This is a genomic window from Ktedonobacteraceae bacterium (genome assembly GCA_035653615.1).
Lineage (GTDB): Bacteria > Chloroflexota > Ktedonobacteria > Ktedonobacterales > Ktedonobacteraceae > DASRBN01.
The window spans coordinates 54,362-71,442 of the sequence record DASRBN010000021.1; the positions used below are offsets into that span (position 1 = coordinate 54,362).

Consider the following 17,081-nt stretch of genomic DNA (forward strand, 5'->3'; position numbering starts at 1 on the left):
CCCCTACAGCTGCGACGGGGTCGATTCATGGCTTCCCTGATTATTGCGTTCAAGTGCATCATCTGGCCCCTACAATCTCATTTCGCCTGTTTGCGTTCCCATGCCGCCAAAACCTGCTGGTACGCTTCCCAGGTATCCACGTCGTAGTTTGCCATGGCATCGCTTATTTCGACCAGTTCCACCTCTTTCTTATGGTTTTCGACTACTTTGCGTCCGCCTTCGTCACCCTCAATCTGCAGTAGTTCGGGGAACAGGCTCCTGTCGAACAGCACCGGGCTGCCGCGTTTCCCATCATAAACCGGCGCGACGATGCGTTTTCCTGTCCTGCGATAGATGGTAATTAAACTATCGATTACTTGCTGGGTCAACAAAGGCTGATCTCCGAGTACGACGAGGGCGCTATCAACGAAGTAATTCCTCTCGCCTTTCGTATAGCCATTAGCAGTGAGCATCTGTATACCCAGGCGCATCGATGTACTCATTCCTTGCAGGTAGTCGGGATTTTCGATGAGCATGATGTCCTGTGGGATGCTGCCGGGGAAGATAGTCGTTCGAACCTGTTCTGCCTGGTGTCCCAATACAATTACCGCCGGGCGGGCCTGCGATGCCAATACTGCATCTATAACATGCGCCAGTACTGGCCGATTATGTAAGGGTAGCAACAGTTTGTGCCGTCCGCCCCCCATGCGGCTGGAGCTACCGGCAGCCAGAATAATGGCCGCTGTGGAAACAGAAAGTTGCATTTCATTTTCTCTTACAGTTGTGCTTAGATTACATCGTCGATGATGTTATAATACAGCAGGTGCTTTGTAATCACCAGAAGATGTGCAGGCTTAATAGCTTTCTATCTTATCCCACCCTGCTTGCCTGAAGTGCAGGCAAGCAGAATAGATAGCGCGATCCTGGTCCAGGAGAACATCGTATCATGCTCGATACTCAACAAGTCAATACCGGTAACATTGAAAAATTGGATGCTGAAACGCAGGCTAAATATGACCATTTACAGGCAATATTACGCGACATGGAATCCGTGCTGGTCGCCTATTCGGGTGGAGTCGATAGCGCCCTGCTGTTGAAAGTGGCCCATGATGTGCTTGGCCCGCGTGCCCTTGGAGCCATCGCCTCTTCCCCCGCTTATGCCGATGAAGAGACTGCTCAGGCTATCGCAGTCGCGGAGGAGATGGGCGTTCCATTGATTATGCTGGAGACGCACGAACTTGAAGATGAGCGCTATGTCAAAAATGATTTCAATCGCTGCTACTTCTGCAAAACAGAATTGTTTTCCCAACTAGTACCGCTAGCTCAGCAGCATCATTTGCTCCATATCGCCTATGGGATTAACAAGGACGATGACGGTGATTTTCGCCCCGGGCAGCGCGCCGCGCGTGAATTCAGTGTGCGCGGCCCGTTGAAGGAGGCTGGTATGGGCAAACGCGAGATACGCGCGGTAGCCCGTATGCTCAATGTGCCTGTATGGGATAAACCGGCCATGGCCTGCTTCTCCTCGCGCATTCCTTATGGCAGTAAAGTCGATGTAGCCTCGTTACAGATGATTTATAAGGCGGAAAAGCTGCTGCGCGAGCTGGGGTTTCGCCAGGTACGTGTGCGGCACCATGACAAACTGGCGCGTATTGAGGTCGAGCGGACAGAGATTCCGCGTTTGATCGAGGATGAAATGAGTCGCGTCGTCACGGATGGATTGCGCAAGATAGGCTATACCTATGTTACCGTTGACCTCCTGGGCTATCGTACCGGCAGTATGAACGAAGGATTTTTTAAGAGGAAGAGATGAGAAATGATGCCGGAGCGTACCATTTACCTTGACCATGCCGCCACCACCGCGCTCGATGCGCGCGTGCTGGACGCTATGATACCCTATCTGACGACCGAATATGGCAATGCCAGCAGCATCTATACGCTCGGTCGTCATGCCATGCAAGCCATCGACGGCGCGCGCGAGCAGGTGGCCGAAATCCTGAATTGTCGTCCCACTGAGATCACCTTTACGGGCTGCGGTTCCGAATCCGATAACCTGGCGATCAAGGGTATGGCCTTTGCCTCGCAGAAAAAGGGCAACCATATCATCACGTCGTCGATAGAGCACCATGCCGTACTGCATACATGCCAGTACCTGGAGCGTTTTGGCTTCAAAACCACCTATCTTCCGGTTGATGGCTATGGCCGCGTGAACCCTGATGATGTCGAGCGTGCCATTACCGATCAAACGATACTCGTCTCGATCATGTATGCCAACAACGAGGTGGGAACCATCGAGCCAATCGCGGAAATTGGTCGCATCTGCCGTGCCAGGAAGTTAGCGTTCCATGTTGATGCAGTGCAGGCAGGCGGATCGCTGCCTATCGATGTCGCCGCGCTCAACGTTGACCTGCTCTCGCTCTCGGCTCATAAATTCTATGGCCCCAAGGGAATAGGTATCCTTTATGCCCGCCAGGGAATGCGCATCCTGCCACAGATGCAGGGTGGCTCGCAGGAGCGTGGCAAGCGTGCCGGTACGGAGAATGTCGCCGGGATCGTGGGAGCGGCAACGGCCTTACGCCTGGCCTATGAAGACCTGCCACAAGTCCAACCACGTATCCAGGCTCTGAGAGATCGCCTGATTGCAGGCGTTTTAACCATTCCTAGAAGCCAGTTGACGGGGCATCCAATCGAGCGCTTGCCAAACAATGCGAGCTTTGTCTTTGAGGGCGTTGAGGGCGAATCTATCCTGCTCAGCCTTGACCTGCTCGGCATCGCAGCCTCGACCGGTTCGGCCTGCACTTCAGGTTCAGTTGACCCTTCACACGTGCTGCTGGCTATGGGCCTACCCGTCGAACTGGCACATGGCAGCCTGCGCCTGACCGTGGGTAAAGGTAATACTGAGGAAGACGTGGAGACAATCCTTTCCGCGCTGCCGGGGATTATCGAGAAATTACGCGAACTGCGTTGAGCAGAGATTATTCTAGCTCGACGGTAACTTTGATAGGCTCTTCGCCCTCCTCAGCGTGCCGGATGGTGATATCCGCAGTAAGGTTGAGCGCGTCAAGCAATTCTATCAATGTGTTGAGCGTAGGATCCGAGTATTGGCTGGTCGCCGGATCGACCCTGGCTCATTGTCAAGTAGTCCTTTTTTGTGCTACATTGAAAGGTAGATACAGGCAATCATCAGCATTGGCTATGCTTTTGCTATGAATCTTATTCGCTACTATATGCCACAGCCGGTGGGGAACAGGCAACAAGGATGTTGCAGTCCTTTCGCTCCCGCCTTTGCCAGAGAGAAGGAGTAAATTATTCATGGATACGCTCAAACGTGAGGTGCTGTCGGAGCGCGTACGATCGGTGAAGCCTTCGGGTATTCGTAAATTTTTTGACATCATCAATACAATGCCTGATGTCATTTCGTTAGGAGTGGGTGAGCCGGATTTTGTCACGCCAGAGCATATCCGCCAGGCAGGTATCCGCTCCATCGAGCTGGGACATACCCGCTATACATCTAATTATGGCATCCTTGAGTTGAGAGAAGAGATCGCACGTATGCTGAATCGCCGCTATGGGCTGACCTACGACCCGGCGACAGAAATTCTGGTCACGGTTGGTGTCAGCGAGGGCGTTGACCTGACAATGCGCACGCTTATTGACCCCGGCGATGAGGTGATTTCTCCTGATCCTGGCTATGTCGCCTATGAAGCCGATATCATCTTCGCGGGGGGAGTTCCTGTTCCCGTTCCAACCTATGCCAAATACAATTTTGGTGTGCGCGCCTCCGAGATAGCCGCCGCCATTACGCCGCGCACAAAAGTGATCTTGCTCGGCAATCCCAATAATCCCACCGGCGCGGTCGTGCCCCGTGAGGAACTGGAAGGGATTGCCCAGCTTGCCATTGAGCATGATTTGATTGTAGCCGTTGACGAGGTATACAGCCGTCTCGTCTATGGAACGGAGCATATCAGTATTGCGGCTCTGCCTGGTATGCGCGACCGCACCGTCCTGCTGGATGGCTTCTCGAAGGCCTATGCGATGACCGGGTGGCGCATTGGTTACGTTGCCGCGGCGAAGTACATCCTGGAGGCTATGCTTAAAATTCACCAGTACGCGATCATGTGCGCCGGTACTGCACCCCAGGAGGCAGCTCTAGAGGCGCTACGTCATGGCGAGGCCGATGTGCAGGAGATGCATGATTCTTATGCTCGTCGTCGCCGTATGTTCGTCGATGGCCTTAACCGCATTGGTCTGCCGACCTGCGAGCCACACGGCGCTTTCTATGCCTTTCCCTCTATCGCCGGTACGGGCCTGTCGGATGAGGAATTCGCCGAAAGACTGCTTTTTGAGGAGAAAGTAGCTGTGGTTCCAGGCAGTTCTTTTGGAGCAGCTGGCAAGGGATATGTACGCTGCACCTACTGTACCGCCTACGACCAGCTCGAAGAGGCCCTGGTGCGCATGGAGCGCTTCCTGAAGAAGCTGTAGAAGTGTTGAGGAAGAAGTTGAGCGGCGCTTCGCGGAGCGCCGCTCAACTTCTTCCTCAACACTTCACCTCAACACCCTATTATTCTACTCCGCGATAGGATCCCAGCGCACACCGCCCCTATCGCGCTTCAACTCGAACAGGTTGGGCTGGCGCAATGCCCAGGCGGTATAGTCCCACAACTCGCCTGCATCTTCGCCGCGTGGCACGTTCTGGATAATTGGTCCGTAGAAGCCAACATGCGAGCCTTCTATCGCTATGGTCGGTACACCGAAAGCGCGGTAGCGTTGTACGGCTTCCTCGTGGTCAGCAAGCACATCCTGAATTGTGCTATCATCGGCCAGGGCTGCATCGACAATTCCCGGGTCCAGGTCTGCCTGTTTCGCAGCCGCCCGGATTACATCCAGCTCTTTAATGTTCTCCCCGTGTCCATGCCGGGCCGCTCCTAATGTTAAATAGAGTCGCTCGACCGCGTCGTTACCATACTGGCGGCGTGCCAGCGCCAGGGTGCGCTCGGCTGCCCATGTGCCGTCCTTCTGATAATCTGGCGTCACACCCTCCTTGCGGTTCACCACTTCGAGGCTGAAGAATCGCCAGGTGATGTCAAGTGGGCGAATCTTGCGCGCTTCGCGAATCCATAAAAATGTGCGCCATGCCAACGGGCAGGCGGGGTCAAAATGGAAATGAATACGAACCGGTGTTGTTGCTTCTGGTAATGGCATTGAAGTAAAGACTCCTCTTTTTGATTGTGTGAGTGACTATCGTCTTACTCACTTCACAAAATGAAGTAACATACATATCATACGTCGCGTTAAGAAGGGATGTCAAGGCAGGGAGGTTATCCATAAGGCTACGACTCGTTAAGAATTATGTCGAAATCTAAAAGGGATAATATGTTGCAAAAAGGACAAACGAGCATGTCCCGAATCAGGTGGCACCAGAAAATCATAGTAAGCAGACGCCGGAGAATACTGCTTGTAGCAGGTGCAATCTTTTCAATCTTGATGCTTGTGGCAATGCTGGTATCAGCATGTGGCAACGGTTCCGCCAAACATAATACCGGTACTGGCGCCACATCAAGTTCAAGCCCGAGTGCTGTTGCCGGTCAAGGATACTGGCATACAAATGGTTCCCAGATTCTTGATGCCAGTAACAGGCCTGTACGCATCGCCGGAATTAACTGGTTCGGTTTTGAAACGCCTACGTATAGCCCGCATGGCCTCTGGGCGCGTAATTATAGAAGCATGCTGGATCAGATAAAGAGCCTGGGCTATAATACGCTCCGTTTGCCCTATTCCAATCAACTCTTTGACCCAGGAAGCGCTCCCAATAGCATTAACTATACCCTCAATCCTGATCTGCGAGGATTAAGCAGCTTGCAATTGATGGATAAAATTATCGATTACGCCGGCAAGATTGGCTTGCGCATCATCCTCGACCAGCATCGCCCCGACTCGAGTGCGCAATCGCCGCTCTGGTATACCGCAGCCTATCCAGAGTCGCGCTGGATTTCCGACTGGCGCATGCTTGCCAATCACTATAAAGGCAATCCGATGGTTATCGGCGCGGACCTGCATAATGAGCCGTATAATCCGGCCTGCTGGGGCTGTGGCAATCCCGCGCTCGATTGGCGATTGGCGGCAGAAAGAGCGGGAAATGCCATACTGGCCGTGAATTCCAACTGGCTCATTTTTGTGGAAGGCGTTGATTGTTATGAGCCGGGTGGATCGACCGCCCAAGCAGGCTGTTATGAATGGGGCAGCAATTTAGAGGGAGTAGCTACCTATCCCATCGTACTGAACGTACCCCATCGCCTGGTCTATTCTGTGCATGAGTATCCTTCGAGCGTTGCTCTCCATCCCTGGTTCAACGTTTCCAATTACCCCAATAATTTGCCCGGCGTGTGGGATGTTCATTGGGGCTATATCTACAAAAAGGGCATTGCGCCTGTGTGGGTAGGCGAATTCGGCACAAAATTGCAGGTGAATTCAGATAAAGAATGGCTGGCCGAGTTTGTTCATTACCTCGGCACCGGCTCCCATGGTATCAACTGGACATTCTGGTGCTGGAATCCCGATTCCGGCGATACGGGCGGCATCTTGAACAACGATTGGAAGACCATCAATACGGTCAAGGAATCGTATCTGACCGGTATTATGTTCCGGTTGAGTGCTACCTCAGCCGCCTCAACAACTCCATCCTGAAATACAACGCTGTATATACCGGTGCCGGAAACTTGCAGTCAACGAGCTGCTCATTCACGGGCCAGAAGGCGATTGTATTACAAACGAAATCTGATCAGGCCTGGTAGGTAAAAGGAGCGTATCGTCTCCGGGAATTTGAATAGATACCTTGTCGATTCCTGGCTTATTTGTCAGTGTTTCCAGAGCTACTTGCTTACTTTTCCCTTCGATAAGCTGTGCGAGTTGTTGTTCCTGTGCTGTGTTGAACTGGTACACCCATAAACCCGCGGCGCTCACCTGTATGCTTATCGTTCCATTACCCGGATTTGACAGCGTCGCATTTATGAAAGTTGTCTTGATTGTTCCTACTAGTGCATAACCCGGACCGGGCTTGGACGCAGCCTGGGCTTTGAGTAGTGCTACAGCCATAGCAATCGCTCCGGTGTAATCGTAGACCTCACCAGAGCATGTGAAATGCACCGTTACGGTGACGTTCGATGCTCTATCACCCGCCTGATGATTGGAGACAATGTTTGGTTTACATTGCGGAGTGCTGACCATACGTTGATTCGACTGGATTTGCGGTTGCAGCACTTGCTGTGGATCAGGTGAGTTTGCGTTAATCAACGTAGTAGCGGCGTTATTGATATCGCTCTGCTGCACGGCAGTATACTGTTGCGGGTCTTTCCCATTAGTAAATCTGAGTGATGAATTAGTAAAAACGCTGTATGACAACTGCCCGTATTGATTGTTATTAAAAATATTGTTTCCTATCGTCCCTACTTCAAGCACATGGGCAGGGCCGCACTTTTGTGACCATGTAGAAGGTGAAGGAGCAGGTGGAAGTGTTTCCGTTGCATCCAATACCATGTGAAAGAAAGGAGCATCCGGATATGTGTTGCTGTAGACGGAACCTACTAGCAGTGTAAGAGAAGAAGAGGTATCAAAATTGTCGATGCAAACTGTGCCTGACGCGTGTGTACCCGGAATCGTGCCTGTGCCCGTGGCATTGACCGTCAAAGAGTTTGAGGGCGTGCTGGCCGAGATCACCTGCGCTCCTACTTGATGCTGGGAATGACTTGGAGTTCCTGTTACCGCCGAAATCGTGAAGGCGTTTTTCAAATCATCGGTGGTTGGGATGATCGTTACAGTAGCGGAACTGGCAATTGCAGGTCCCTGAGAATGAGCAGGCGGGTTACTCCTGCTAGTGACGCTGCCAGTGCCCTTATTGAAGAGGGCCGGGCCTGCATAAACAATTCCACCGCCGACGAGTGCCACAATAAGCACAATCAATGCGGCGATTAAAAATGGTTGGCGCTTTTTCTTGCGAGCAGCCTGTACAGGTGGTTCTACTGCTGCTGTAGCATCCAGTTCTCTCAAAGGCGGAAAAATAGTGCCTGATCTGGAAGCTTGTTCCATTGTTCCGCTTGCCGGTAGCTTTAGTTTATCTGGCTCAGCCAGGACGGGGTCCTGAATGGGGGTGGCAGTAACGGTGGCTGCTGGTGGAGTATCTGGTGGTCGTACATATGCTACCGCGTAGCTTTCAGGAGCGGGGGTGTTCGAGGAAGGCTTGACCGGTGCAGAAATATCAAATCCTGGTGCGAAAACAAGAGGTGTTGTCCTGTCTGAGCGATCCAGATCAACACCGGAAAAGGCTCTCTGAGCGCCTGTCATTCCATCTACCGCTTGGTTGAAGGCATTGGCGAAGGCGCTAATCGAGGTAAAACGCTCTTTAGGGTCTTTTGCCAGAGCATGTAGAAGAACAGCATCGATTTCACTTGAAAGCTGAGGGTTCAAGCTGCCTGGTGATTTTGGCTGTACGTGAAGATGCTGGTACATCATGTTTGCTGGCCCACCTTGGAATGGCAGGCTTCCAGTAAGTAATTCGTAAGCCATAACCGCCAGGGCGTACTGGTCCGCAGAAGGCGTTGGTGTACCCTCCCACTGTTCTGGGGCCATGTAAGATGGCGTTCCTCGAATAGACTGGCTCGCGCTCGAAGTTGCTGTAATAAAGCGTGCAATGCCAAAGTCTGAGAGCAGCAGGTCGGGAAAGCCATTGACATCTTCACGAGTGCGTAGCAGGAAATTGGACGGTTTCACATCCTGATGAATTACCTGGCGATTGTGAGCGTGTTGGAGCGCGGCTGCGGCTTGTTGTACGATTTGCTTGACTACCTGCGGTGTTAGCAATGTCCCATTTATATGCTGGCGTAACCATTGGGCTAACGACCCTTCGGCGCGATAAGGCATCACCATGAACATGATGGTCGTATCGCCGATCAGCTCTTCTCCCACATCGTACATGGGGAGAATATTGGGGTGATCGAGCTTGGCAATAGCTTTAGCCTCGCGCAAGAATAGGCGCACTCCATCCTCACGCGCTTTTTCCGTTGAATACGGGCCTATCTCAGCCCGTATCACCTTGATAGCTATATGCTGTTCGATACGTGCATCTTCAGCGAGGTAGACATCGCCCATGCCGCCGCTCCCCAGGATGCGTATCAGGCGATAGCGACCAATTTGCTTTCCCTCGAGCGACATCGTAACTTCCCCCTAAAGTAGAAAAAATAGAAAGAAAGCGCATAGCAAATGTATCTCTCATAATTATAGCATGGGCATTTGAAAATGTATAGTTTCTTTTCATTCCCTGGTCGAAGGCTTGGTCGCGCGCTCAAGGGATGCAAGGCGAACAAATGCCTCTCTTGTAGAGTGTCCGCATATGTCTTCAGATGGTTGCAATCTATTGCAGACTTCCGGTCGCTCCGGCCTACCGAAGAGCGCGCAGCGATTGTCCTTCGTCAGGTGAATACAGCGCACCCCGGCTGGTTTGCCATGAGGCATACCAGGAATAGGTGACGATATCGATAGCGCAATACAACAGGCTCCGCAGCCAACCCGGCAGTCCATTCCTCCTCCGCTTCTCTCCAGAACATTGCTAAACGATATGCGAGCTATAATGCTACCGTGTAGCCGGTATCGTCAAGGACTTCTACGATTTTCTCCAGCGCGACCTTTTGAGGGTCATAGATCAGGTGAATACTTTTCGTCGGAATATCAACCTGAACGCTGCTCACTCCCTCGACGTTTCCTACTGCCTCCTCGATAGCGTGCTGGCAATGCTCGCAAGAAATGTCTGGCGCTATCAGTGTTGTCGATTGAGTCATAGTTATTTCTCCTTCTATTGATTTCCCCTACGCCACGGCGTAGGAGCCGATTTATCGTACACATCGCCGATTGATCGGCCCCGCGTCAATTCTCACGATAATTCACAAAGTGCATTATCGCGCCCCGCCAGGTCTTCTACTGATTCCCAGCGATAGTATAAAGCTGAATCAATTCCTGGATCACTGCCTCTTCGCGGTCGCCCTTGATTCCTTCGGGGACGCAGGTGCGCAAGTGTCCTTCCAGGATGATCGCCTCCAATTTTTCCAGCGCTTTGCGCACGGCATGCGTCTGGCGTAAGATGTCGATACAGTACTTGTCGTCCTCCACCATCTTACGTATTCCAGCTACATGTCCCTCGATATAAGAGAGGCGTTTCAACACCTCCGGTTTGCGCTCTTCTTGCATCTAGATGCTCCCTTCGAAAGAAACTTCTCTACCGTCCAAACCTGCGCAATCGCAATGAATTGCTCACGACTGTTACCGATGAAAGTGCCATTGCCGCTGCCGCGAAAATGGGTGCATTCTCTCGCAAGAAAGGGATCAGCGGCGAGAGGATCGCCGTAGGAATGAGAATCACATTGTAGGCAAAGGCCCAGAAAAGATTCTGCCGGATCGTGCGCAGCGTAGCCCGCGAAAGGTTCAGCGCGGTCACAACACTCTTCAGATTGCCCTTGACCAGCGTAATATCCGCGGCCTCCATCGCGATATCTGTGCCCGTACCCATCGCGATACCGGCATCGGCCTGTGCCAGTGCCGGAGCATCGTTGATGCCATCGCCGGCAAACGCGACGAGCAGTCCGCGCTCCTGCAAGCGTTTGACCTGGCCGGCTTTCTCTTCCGGTAGCACCTCCGCAAGCACGTGTTCGGCAGGAATGCCAACCTGGGCCGCGATTGCCAGTGCCGCGCGCCGGTTATCTCCGGTAATCATCCAGACCTCTAAGCCCTGTTCCTGCAATTGTCTGATAGCCTCTTGCGAGCCCGCTTTGACAGTATCGGCTACGGCCAGCAACCCGGCCAGCTTGCCATCGATAGCGACCAGCATAACCGTCTTGCCCTGTCCCTCCAGGGTTTCCAGTTGCTTCTCTAATGCATCGTATGCTATAGCTCGCTCGCGCATCAGTTGTCCTGTGCCGGCCAGCACGTCATGCCCGTCGACGACTGCTTCCACACCTCTTCCGGCCAGTGCCGCGAATTTTTCAGGAACAACATCGAGCGCGATGCCTCTTGCCGTGGCGCCCTCAAGAATCGCGGCGGCTAAAGGATGTTCGGAACCCTGTTCTGCCCCGGCAACCAGCCGTAATATGTCGCCGGCTTGCCAATCCTCAACCGCAATCGTGTCAGTCAGTTCAGGCTTGCCCTTCGTGATGGTGCCGGTCTTGTCAAGCAGCACCGTACGAGTTGCTGAGATGCGTTCCAGGCTCTCGCCGCCGCGAATCAGAATACCCTGCTCCGCGCCCTTGCCCGTCCCAACCATGATAGCGGTCGGGGTCGCGAGTCCTAATGCGCATGGGCAGGCAACGACCAGTACGGCAACGGCGGCAACGATAGCGACAATCCAGGGATTGCTCGCGCTCATCATACCGGCGGTCGTGGGAGCTATGCCCGTGAGATTGCCAATAATGGCCCAGGCGATGAATGTTAATGCCGCGATTACCAGCACTGCCGGTACAAAAATGCTCGCAATCCTATCGGCCAGGCGTTGGATGGGAGCCTTTGAGCCTTGCGCCTGCTCGACCATACGAATAATATTTGCCAGTACCGTATCGGCTCCAACTTTCGTGGCCCTCATGCGCAGCAATCCGCCCTGGTTGATGGTCGCACCGATCAACTCATCGCCTTCACTCTTCTCAACGGGTATGCTTTCGCCTGTAATCATTGATTCATCGACCGAAGAAGACCCCGAAAGCACAACTCCATCGGCGGGAATCTTCTCCCCTGGCCGCACGATGAGTTCATCACCGGCCCGTACCTGCTCAATGGGAAGCTCTATCTCTTTTCCCGAACGTATCACGCGGGCGGTATGTGCCTGCAAGCCCACCAGTTTTTTGATAGCCTCGTTAGTCTGTCCTGTTGCGCGTGCCTCAAGATACTTGCCGAGGAAGATCAGGGTGATGATCAGGGCCGTCGTATCATAAAAAGTGGTGCCACCAACAATCTGCGGCAAAAAGGTCGCGACTACGCTCAGCACATAGGCCGCCGTCGATCCAACAGAGACCAGCGTATCCATATTGGCGCTGGCGTGGCGCAGGTTTTTAATGGCCCCACGATGAAACTCCCAGCCCACAAGCGCCCATACAGGTGTAGTCAGGGCCAACAGCAGGTAATTTTCGCCAGGGAAACGATTCATGAAAAACATGCTCAGGAGAGCAACCGGCAGGGTAAGCAGGATTCCTACAATCAGCAGATTGCGCTTGCGAGTAATCGCTGCCTGCCTCCGCCGGCTCTGTTCATCCTCTTGCGACATGATCGATGCGGCTACATCTTGAGACTCGGGCAGGTTGCTGGTGGATGCTATCAACTGCATTTGCTGTGTTGGTGAAGCATGCGGATAGGCTTTGTATCCTACCGCCTCCACTTTCTGCGCCATCCGCTCTATATCCGTCAATGCTGGATCATAGATGACGGTTGCTTTCTCTGTAGCAAGATTGACACTGGCGTCCTTGACCCCAGGCACCTTCTTCAGCCCTTTTTCGATCCGCATGGCGCATGAGGCGCAGGTCATTCCTTCTATCTCAAAAACAGCAGAGTTCTCTCCAGCGGCCGCTATCCGAGCCTGTGAAGTTTTTTCCGCCGGCATACCTTTTGTACCGGTAACCATAATCAAAGCCTTTAGTTTTACGTCGTTCAACAACCCATACCCCCCTGGTAGGGGTATAGATAGTATAAAACTTTGATGGCTGGTTTGTCAAATCAAAGCCGGAATTGCCAAAAAGTATGTTGTTACCGCCGGCTTAGCCATAGCGAAGGGAACCATAGGGGTTCAGATCGTGAAGACATGCCGAGCAGGTGCTCATAAAAGGCCAGTGTCTGTTGAACCATACGATCGCGGCTAAAGTGCGAGACGACTTTTCTATGCGCGACAGCTCCCATGGCGGCCCGACGCGCGGGATGTTTTAACAGCATAAGAATTGCCTTTGAGAGCGCCCAGGGATCATCTGGCGGTATCAGCCAGCCATCGACAGCATGGGTAATGACTTCAGTGGTGCCGCCGACATTTGTAGCGATCACCGTTCTGCTCGCGGCCATAGCTTCCAATAATGTCATTGGAAATGTTTCTCGCCGCGATGGCAGGACAAAGATATCGAGGAGCCTGTTCAGTACGGGGACATCTTTGCGCGTGCCCAGAAAATGCACGGTATCTTGCAGGCCAAGCTCATCGGCGAGATGGCCCAGTTCTGTGGCTTGAGGCCCATCGCCAACGATGAGTCCAATAATATCCGGGTACACGTCGGCCACCTGCCGCATGGCATATAGAAAGGTATCCACACCCTTTTCTTGCGAAAGGCGGGTGGATGTGCCAATAATCAACCTGCTCTCCAGGCCTAGTTCCGCGCGCAGGCGTTGTAGGGTTTCGATATCGTCCTCAAAATGTTCGGGGCCAATACCTTTATAGATCACCTCAATATTTTCCGCCGGCACCCCTACACTCTTGAGAAGGTGAGCAATGCCCTGCGATATGGCAATGGTATGAGCGCCGGTCATATGGCTGAGAAGGGCGTCACGGGGGCGAATAACGCCGTTATGAGCCGTGTTGACGATAGCGTGTACACCCGTTTCCTTTGCCGCCAGGCTGGCGTGCAGGTAAGCGGGGTAGAGATGGCTATGTACCACATCTGGCCGTTTCTTTTTAATGAGGGAAGCCAGATTCGAGATAGCGTCCCGATCAAGAAGGTAGTCTTCATTGACCCATGGGTGAACCATTTCCACAAACTGCGCTCGTATATCGAGCCTGGCGAGTTGCTCGCTCAATGGGCCTGGTCGCGGGCAAATAACTTCGACATTTATCCCCGATTTCTCAAGCCCTTGCACGAGATCGAGCACATGATTCTCGGTTCCCCCGATGACAGAGTTGCCAACAATTTGCATAACTGTAAGCATAGCAACACTTCCTTGTAAAAATAATGTATTGGCAGCATGCTGCCAATCTTTTGCCCGGTCATCTCTTAATCACTTTCCCTCTGGCTTCCCAGCGGAGCAGTTTAGTCTCCCCGAATATCTCATGGAATAAGTATAATAGATTTTATGGAAAAAGTCGAGGATTTTGTGGCAGCATAGCAAAATATGCTGCCCTGATAACTATAATAAGAGGTTGATTACAGTAAACATTTTGCTATGAAACAATATGAAGCAAATTGTGTACGAATGATATAATTATGCGCCGGGCAAGCGCTCAACCTTGAGCTCGTCCGGTTGTCGCTTATCCAGGAACCTTACCGGTAATTCTACTGAAATTCTTTTTGCTTCGCCTGCAAACGTAACTTTCCTCTGGGAGAATGCGTGATTCTTGAAGAAGCTTATTTTATCTATCGTTAGACGTTCATGTATAAATCCCTGCTTTTCTGAGGGCTAGAACAGGTCGCCAATAGTTTATCATGGCATTTGGTAAGTGGTTACGGGCGGGATTAGAGGATGAGCCAAAGAAAAATACAATTCCCGTGCTTGATGGCGTCCGTGCGTTCGCCTGCTTGATCGTTATCTGGTTTCATATCTATCGCATACCGCGCGATCTGCATATCTGGAATACGCCGCCGTCGGACCATCCATTACTCAACTCTTTTCTTTACTTCGGCAGGTATGGTGTGACGCTCTTTTTTGTCCTTTCAGGCTTCCTGCTCTTTCTGCCATTTGCGAAGGCGCTGCTTTTCGAGAAAACGTGGCCTTCAATGCGCCGCTTCTACCTGCGGCGTGTCTTCCGCATTATCCCGGCCTATTACCTCTCGCTGATACTCATTGTCCTGTTTCTCCAGAGACAATACTTGCAACCACAACATTGGCCAGACCTGGGATTGTTTTTGAGCCTCTTCATGGATGCTTCCCGGGCCACCTTCAAACAACTCAACGCGCCGTTCTGGACGCTGGCAATTGAGTGGCAGTATTACATGCTTTTACCGCTGCTGGTGCTGGCTATACGGCTCATCGCCTGGCGCGTCAAACAGAACTATCGCCTGCCTGCGACAATCGTTTGCCTGCTGGCATTGATCGCCTGGGGGCTTTTCTCGCGCTACTTCGGCACCTATTTCAGCCAGCATCCATCAGCAACGTTCCTGGTTCCGCGCTCTGTACTCAATATCTTCCTGATCTTTACCTATGGGCAAAGCGGAAAATATCTCGAGGATTTCGGCGTAGGAATGTTGCTTGCCCTCTTTTATGTGTATGCACAGCATCCTTCGATTTCTTCAAGGGTCCGTGAGACCCTGCAAAATTGGAGTCCCTGGCTTATGCTCGCCGGTCTGTTGTGCCTGTTCGCTATGATTCTATGGAGTTACAATCAGAGATTTGTGAATGTGTGGCCGTTTTTCAGCAGTCCGATCTTCTTGCAGAGCAATTACCTGGTTGGAGAACTCAGCATCTCGCTCTTCTTCGGTCTCTGCATTCTCGCATTACTTTTCGGAACAACCTGGCTCAAACGCCCATTGGAATGGTTACCGCTGCGCTGGCTTGGGATGATCTCCTTTAGCCTGTACATGTGGCATCTCCCACTCATCTTCGTTTTTATTCGCCTGGTGGGACTGCCTTTGCTCAAAGGGTGGTCGCCTGAGCAGTCCTATGGTATTTACTGGCTATGGGTGCTGGTCGTGGTTATTCCGTTCAGTTTCTTATTTTACAAATGGGTAGAGCAGCCGGGTATGAAGTTTGGTGAGCGGTTCTACCGCCGCAAGCAACACACACCTGGCAGGACAGAACAGTCTTCGCTACCTGAGCACGAGAAACAGGCGGCCTGAGTAAGTTGCCGTTCCACATCTTCCAGAAGATATAATAAAAACATCGTGCGCACTTCATACCAGGATTTTGAAATCGATGAACTTCAGCGAAGGCCATTTAAAAGAGAAAAGAGCATCCAATGTCTTCAACCGAATTACCGCAAGGAATGGCAGAGAACAGCATTCCCCTGCTGCTGGGCCATCCAGCCCCTGCCACGCTGCTCATTCCCGAACTACAACAGGCCATGCAGCGCTTCATCAGCGCTCCTCAATACGCGATGGCTCTTCAATACGGCCCGGAGCAGGGAACACGCAGCCTGATCGATTTTCTCGTCGAAAAGATCAGGCGCGCACAGGCGCTAACTATTTCGTCGCGGAATGTGATGGTAGTAGCGGGTTCGACACATGCTGTCGATATGCTTTCCCGGCTGTACGTCAAACCAGGAGGCGTGATACTCGTTGAGGCGCCAACTTACGTAGATGCCTTGCATATTTTTCGCGATCATTCCATCAAATTGTGTGCTGTCCCAATGGATGATAATGGCCTCATACCGGCAGCATTAGAAGAACAGGTGACAAAGCTTTATGTCGCTGGCAAACATCCCGGCATGCTCTATACCATTCCGAACTTCCATAATCCAACCGGGAGAACATTGTCTGAAGCCAGGAGACGCGAGATTATCGAACTGGCCCATCGCTACGGCTTCCTCATTGTAGAGGATGATGTCTATCGCGACCTCTCTTTTGAGGGCAACGTGCCGGCAAGTTTCTATGCGCTGGCGAATGGCGAGCAAGCCGTGAGCATCGGCAGCTTCTCGAAGACCCTGGCCCCCGGTTTGCGCCTCGGCTGGCTGGTTGCTTCTGAGAAGATCATCCAGGAATGCGTCAACTGTGGCACAACACAAATGGGAGGTGGCGCGAATCCTTTCGTGGCCAGCATGGTTGCCGAGTATTGCCGGAGCGGAGATTGGGAGAAACACATCGAATACGTGCGACCGCTCTACAAATTGCGGCGTGACGCTGCCCTCGCTGCCCTTGATAACTATATGCCTGCCGGTGTGACATGGACGCGTCCCGCGGGCGGCTTTTTCCTCTGGCTCACTCTCCCTGACAACATCTTCGCGCAAGATGTGAAGCGTTTAGCCTTTCACAATGGTGTATCGGTCGCGGCGGGAGATGGATTCTTCGTCAATCCTGCTGATGGTACGCATAACCTGCGCCTCGCCTATAGCTGCGCTTCCCTCAACGATATCGACATGGGGATACGCATTCTGGCGCACGTTATTGAGCCGTAACCTGCTTCCTTCACCCTTTCTATAATTTCTTCTACCCCCTTCATTGCCCTGTAACCGT

14 protein-coding genes are annotated in these 17,081 nt (G+C 52.4%); 6 read left to right on the plus strand and 8 right to left on the minus strand.

From position 1 onward, the window contains the following. Positions 1-77: 77 nt before the first annotated feature. Complete coding sequence (locus tag VFA09_11445; GenBank protein ID HZU67880.1) at positions 78-743, minus strand: nucleotidyltransferase family protein; 666 nt, start codon at positions 741-743, stop codon at positions 78-80. 182 nt (positions 744-925) lie between these two features. On the opposite strand from VFA09_11445, the gene larE reads away from it, so the two are divergent. The 3 genes from larE to VFA09_11460 all read left to right on the plus strand — a co-directional run bounded on the left by larE (position 926) and on the right by VFA09_11460 (position 4,461). Beyond that, complete coding sequence (larE, locus tag VFA09_11450) at positions 926-1,792, plus strand: ATP-dependent sacrificial sulfur transferase LarE (protein HZU67881.1); 867 nt, start codon at positions 926-928, stop codon at positions 1,790-1,792. A gap of 3 nt (positions 1,793-1,795) precedes the next feature. Continuing rightward, positions 1,796-2,947 carry a cysteine desulfurase NifS gene (gene nifS / locus VFA09_11455; GenBank protein ID HZU67882.1) on the plus strand — a complete coding sequence of 384 codons (1,152 nt, stop codon included), beginning with the start codon at positions 1,796-1,798 and terminating at the stop codon, positions 2,945-2,947. A gap of 344 nt (positions 2,948-3,291) precedes the next feature. After that, positions 3,292-4,461 carry an aminotransferase class I/II-fold pyridoxal phosphate-dependent enzyme gene (locus VFA09_11460; protein ID HZU67883.1) on the plus strand — a complete coding sequence of 390 codons (1,170 nt, stop codon included), beginning with the start codon at positions 3,292-3,294 and terminating at the stop codon, positions 4,459-4,461. Positions 4,462-4,545: 84 nt separating this feature from the next. Here VFA09_11460 and VFA09_11465 read toward each other — a convergent pair whose 3' ends face one another. Beyond that, the gene (locus tag VFA09_11465; GenBank protein HZU67884.1) at positions 4,546-5,181 is read right to left on the minus strand and encodes a DsbA family protein; all 636 of its coding nucleotides are present in this window, start codon (positions 5,179-5,181) and stop codon (positions 4,546-4,548) included. 282 nt (positions 5,182-5,463) lie between these two features. On the opposite strand from VFA09_11465, the gene VFA09_11470 reads away from it, so the two are divergent. Next, positions 5,464-6,663, plus strand: a complete 1,200-nt coding sequence (locus VFA09_11470; GenBank protein ID HZU67885.1) for a glycoside hydrolase family 5 protein — start codon at positions 5,464-5,466, stop codon at positions 6,661-6,663. Positions 6,664-6,717: 54 nt separating this feature from the next. Here VFA09_11470 and VFA09_11475 read toward each other — a convergent pair whose 3' ends face one another. From VFA09_11475 to VFA09_11500, 6 genes are all read right to left on the minus strand, one after another. Next, on the minus strand, positions 6,718-9,183 hold the full coding sequence (locus VFA09_11475) for a serine/threonine-protein kinase (GenBank protein HZU67886.1): 2,466 nt from the start codon (positions 9,181-9,183) through the stop codon (positions 6,718-6,720). 99 nt (positions 9,184-9,282) lie between these two features. Further along, positions 9,283-9,549: a YkgJ family cysteine cluster protein gene (locus VFA09_11480; protein HZU67887.1), complete on the minus strand. Its 267-nt coding sequence runs from the start codon at positions 9,547-9,549 to the stop codon at positions 9,283-9,285. 44 nt (positions 9,550-9,593) lie between these two features. After that, entirely contained in the window at positions 9,594-9,806 is a 213-nt protein-coding gene (locus VFA09_11485) for a heavy-metal-associated domain-containing protein (protein ID HZU67888.1), read from the minus strand. 136 nt (positions 9,807-9,942) lie between these two features. Then, positions 9,943-10,212, minus strand: coding sequence for a metal-sensitive transcriptional regulator (locus VFA09_11490; protein HZU67889.1), 270 nt, complete (start codon positions 10,210-10,212; stop codon positions 9,943-9,945). A gap of 28 nt (positions 10,213-10,240) precedes the next feature. Beyond that, complete coding sequence (locus VFA09_11495; GenBank protein HZU67890.1) at positions 10,241-12,655, minus strand: heavy metal translocating P-type ATPase; 2,415 nt, start codon at positions 12,653-12,655, stop codon at positions 10,241-10,243. A 92-nt stretch (positions 12,656-12,747) separates the two neighbouring features. Continuing rightward, positions 12,748-13,905 (minus strand): glycosyltransferase, encoded by a 1,158-nt coding sequence (locus tag VFA09_11500; protein HZU67891.1) that lies wholly within the window; start codon positions 13,903-13,905, stop codon positions 12,748-12,750. A 494-nt stretch (positions 13,906-14,399) separates the two neighbouring features. Between VFA09_11500 and VFA09_11505 the strand changes: the two genes are divergently transcribed. After that, on the plus strand, positions 14,400-15,749 hold the full coding sequence (locus VFA09_11505) for an acyltransferase (protein ID HZU67892.1): 1,350 nt from the start codon (positions 14,400-14,402) through the stop codon (positions 15,747-15,749). Between the two features lie 119 nt (positions 15,750-15,868). After that, entirely contained in the window at positions 15,869-17,023 is a 1,155-nt protein-coding gene (locus VFA09_11510) for a PLP-dependent aminotransferase family protein (protein HZU67893.1), read from the plus strand. Positions 17,024-17,081: the final 58 nt, after the last annotated feature.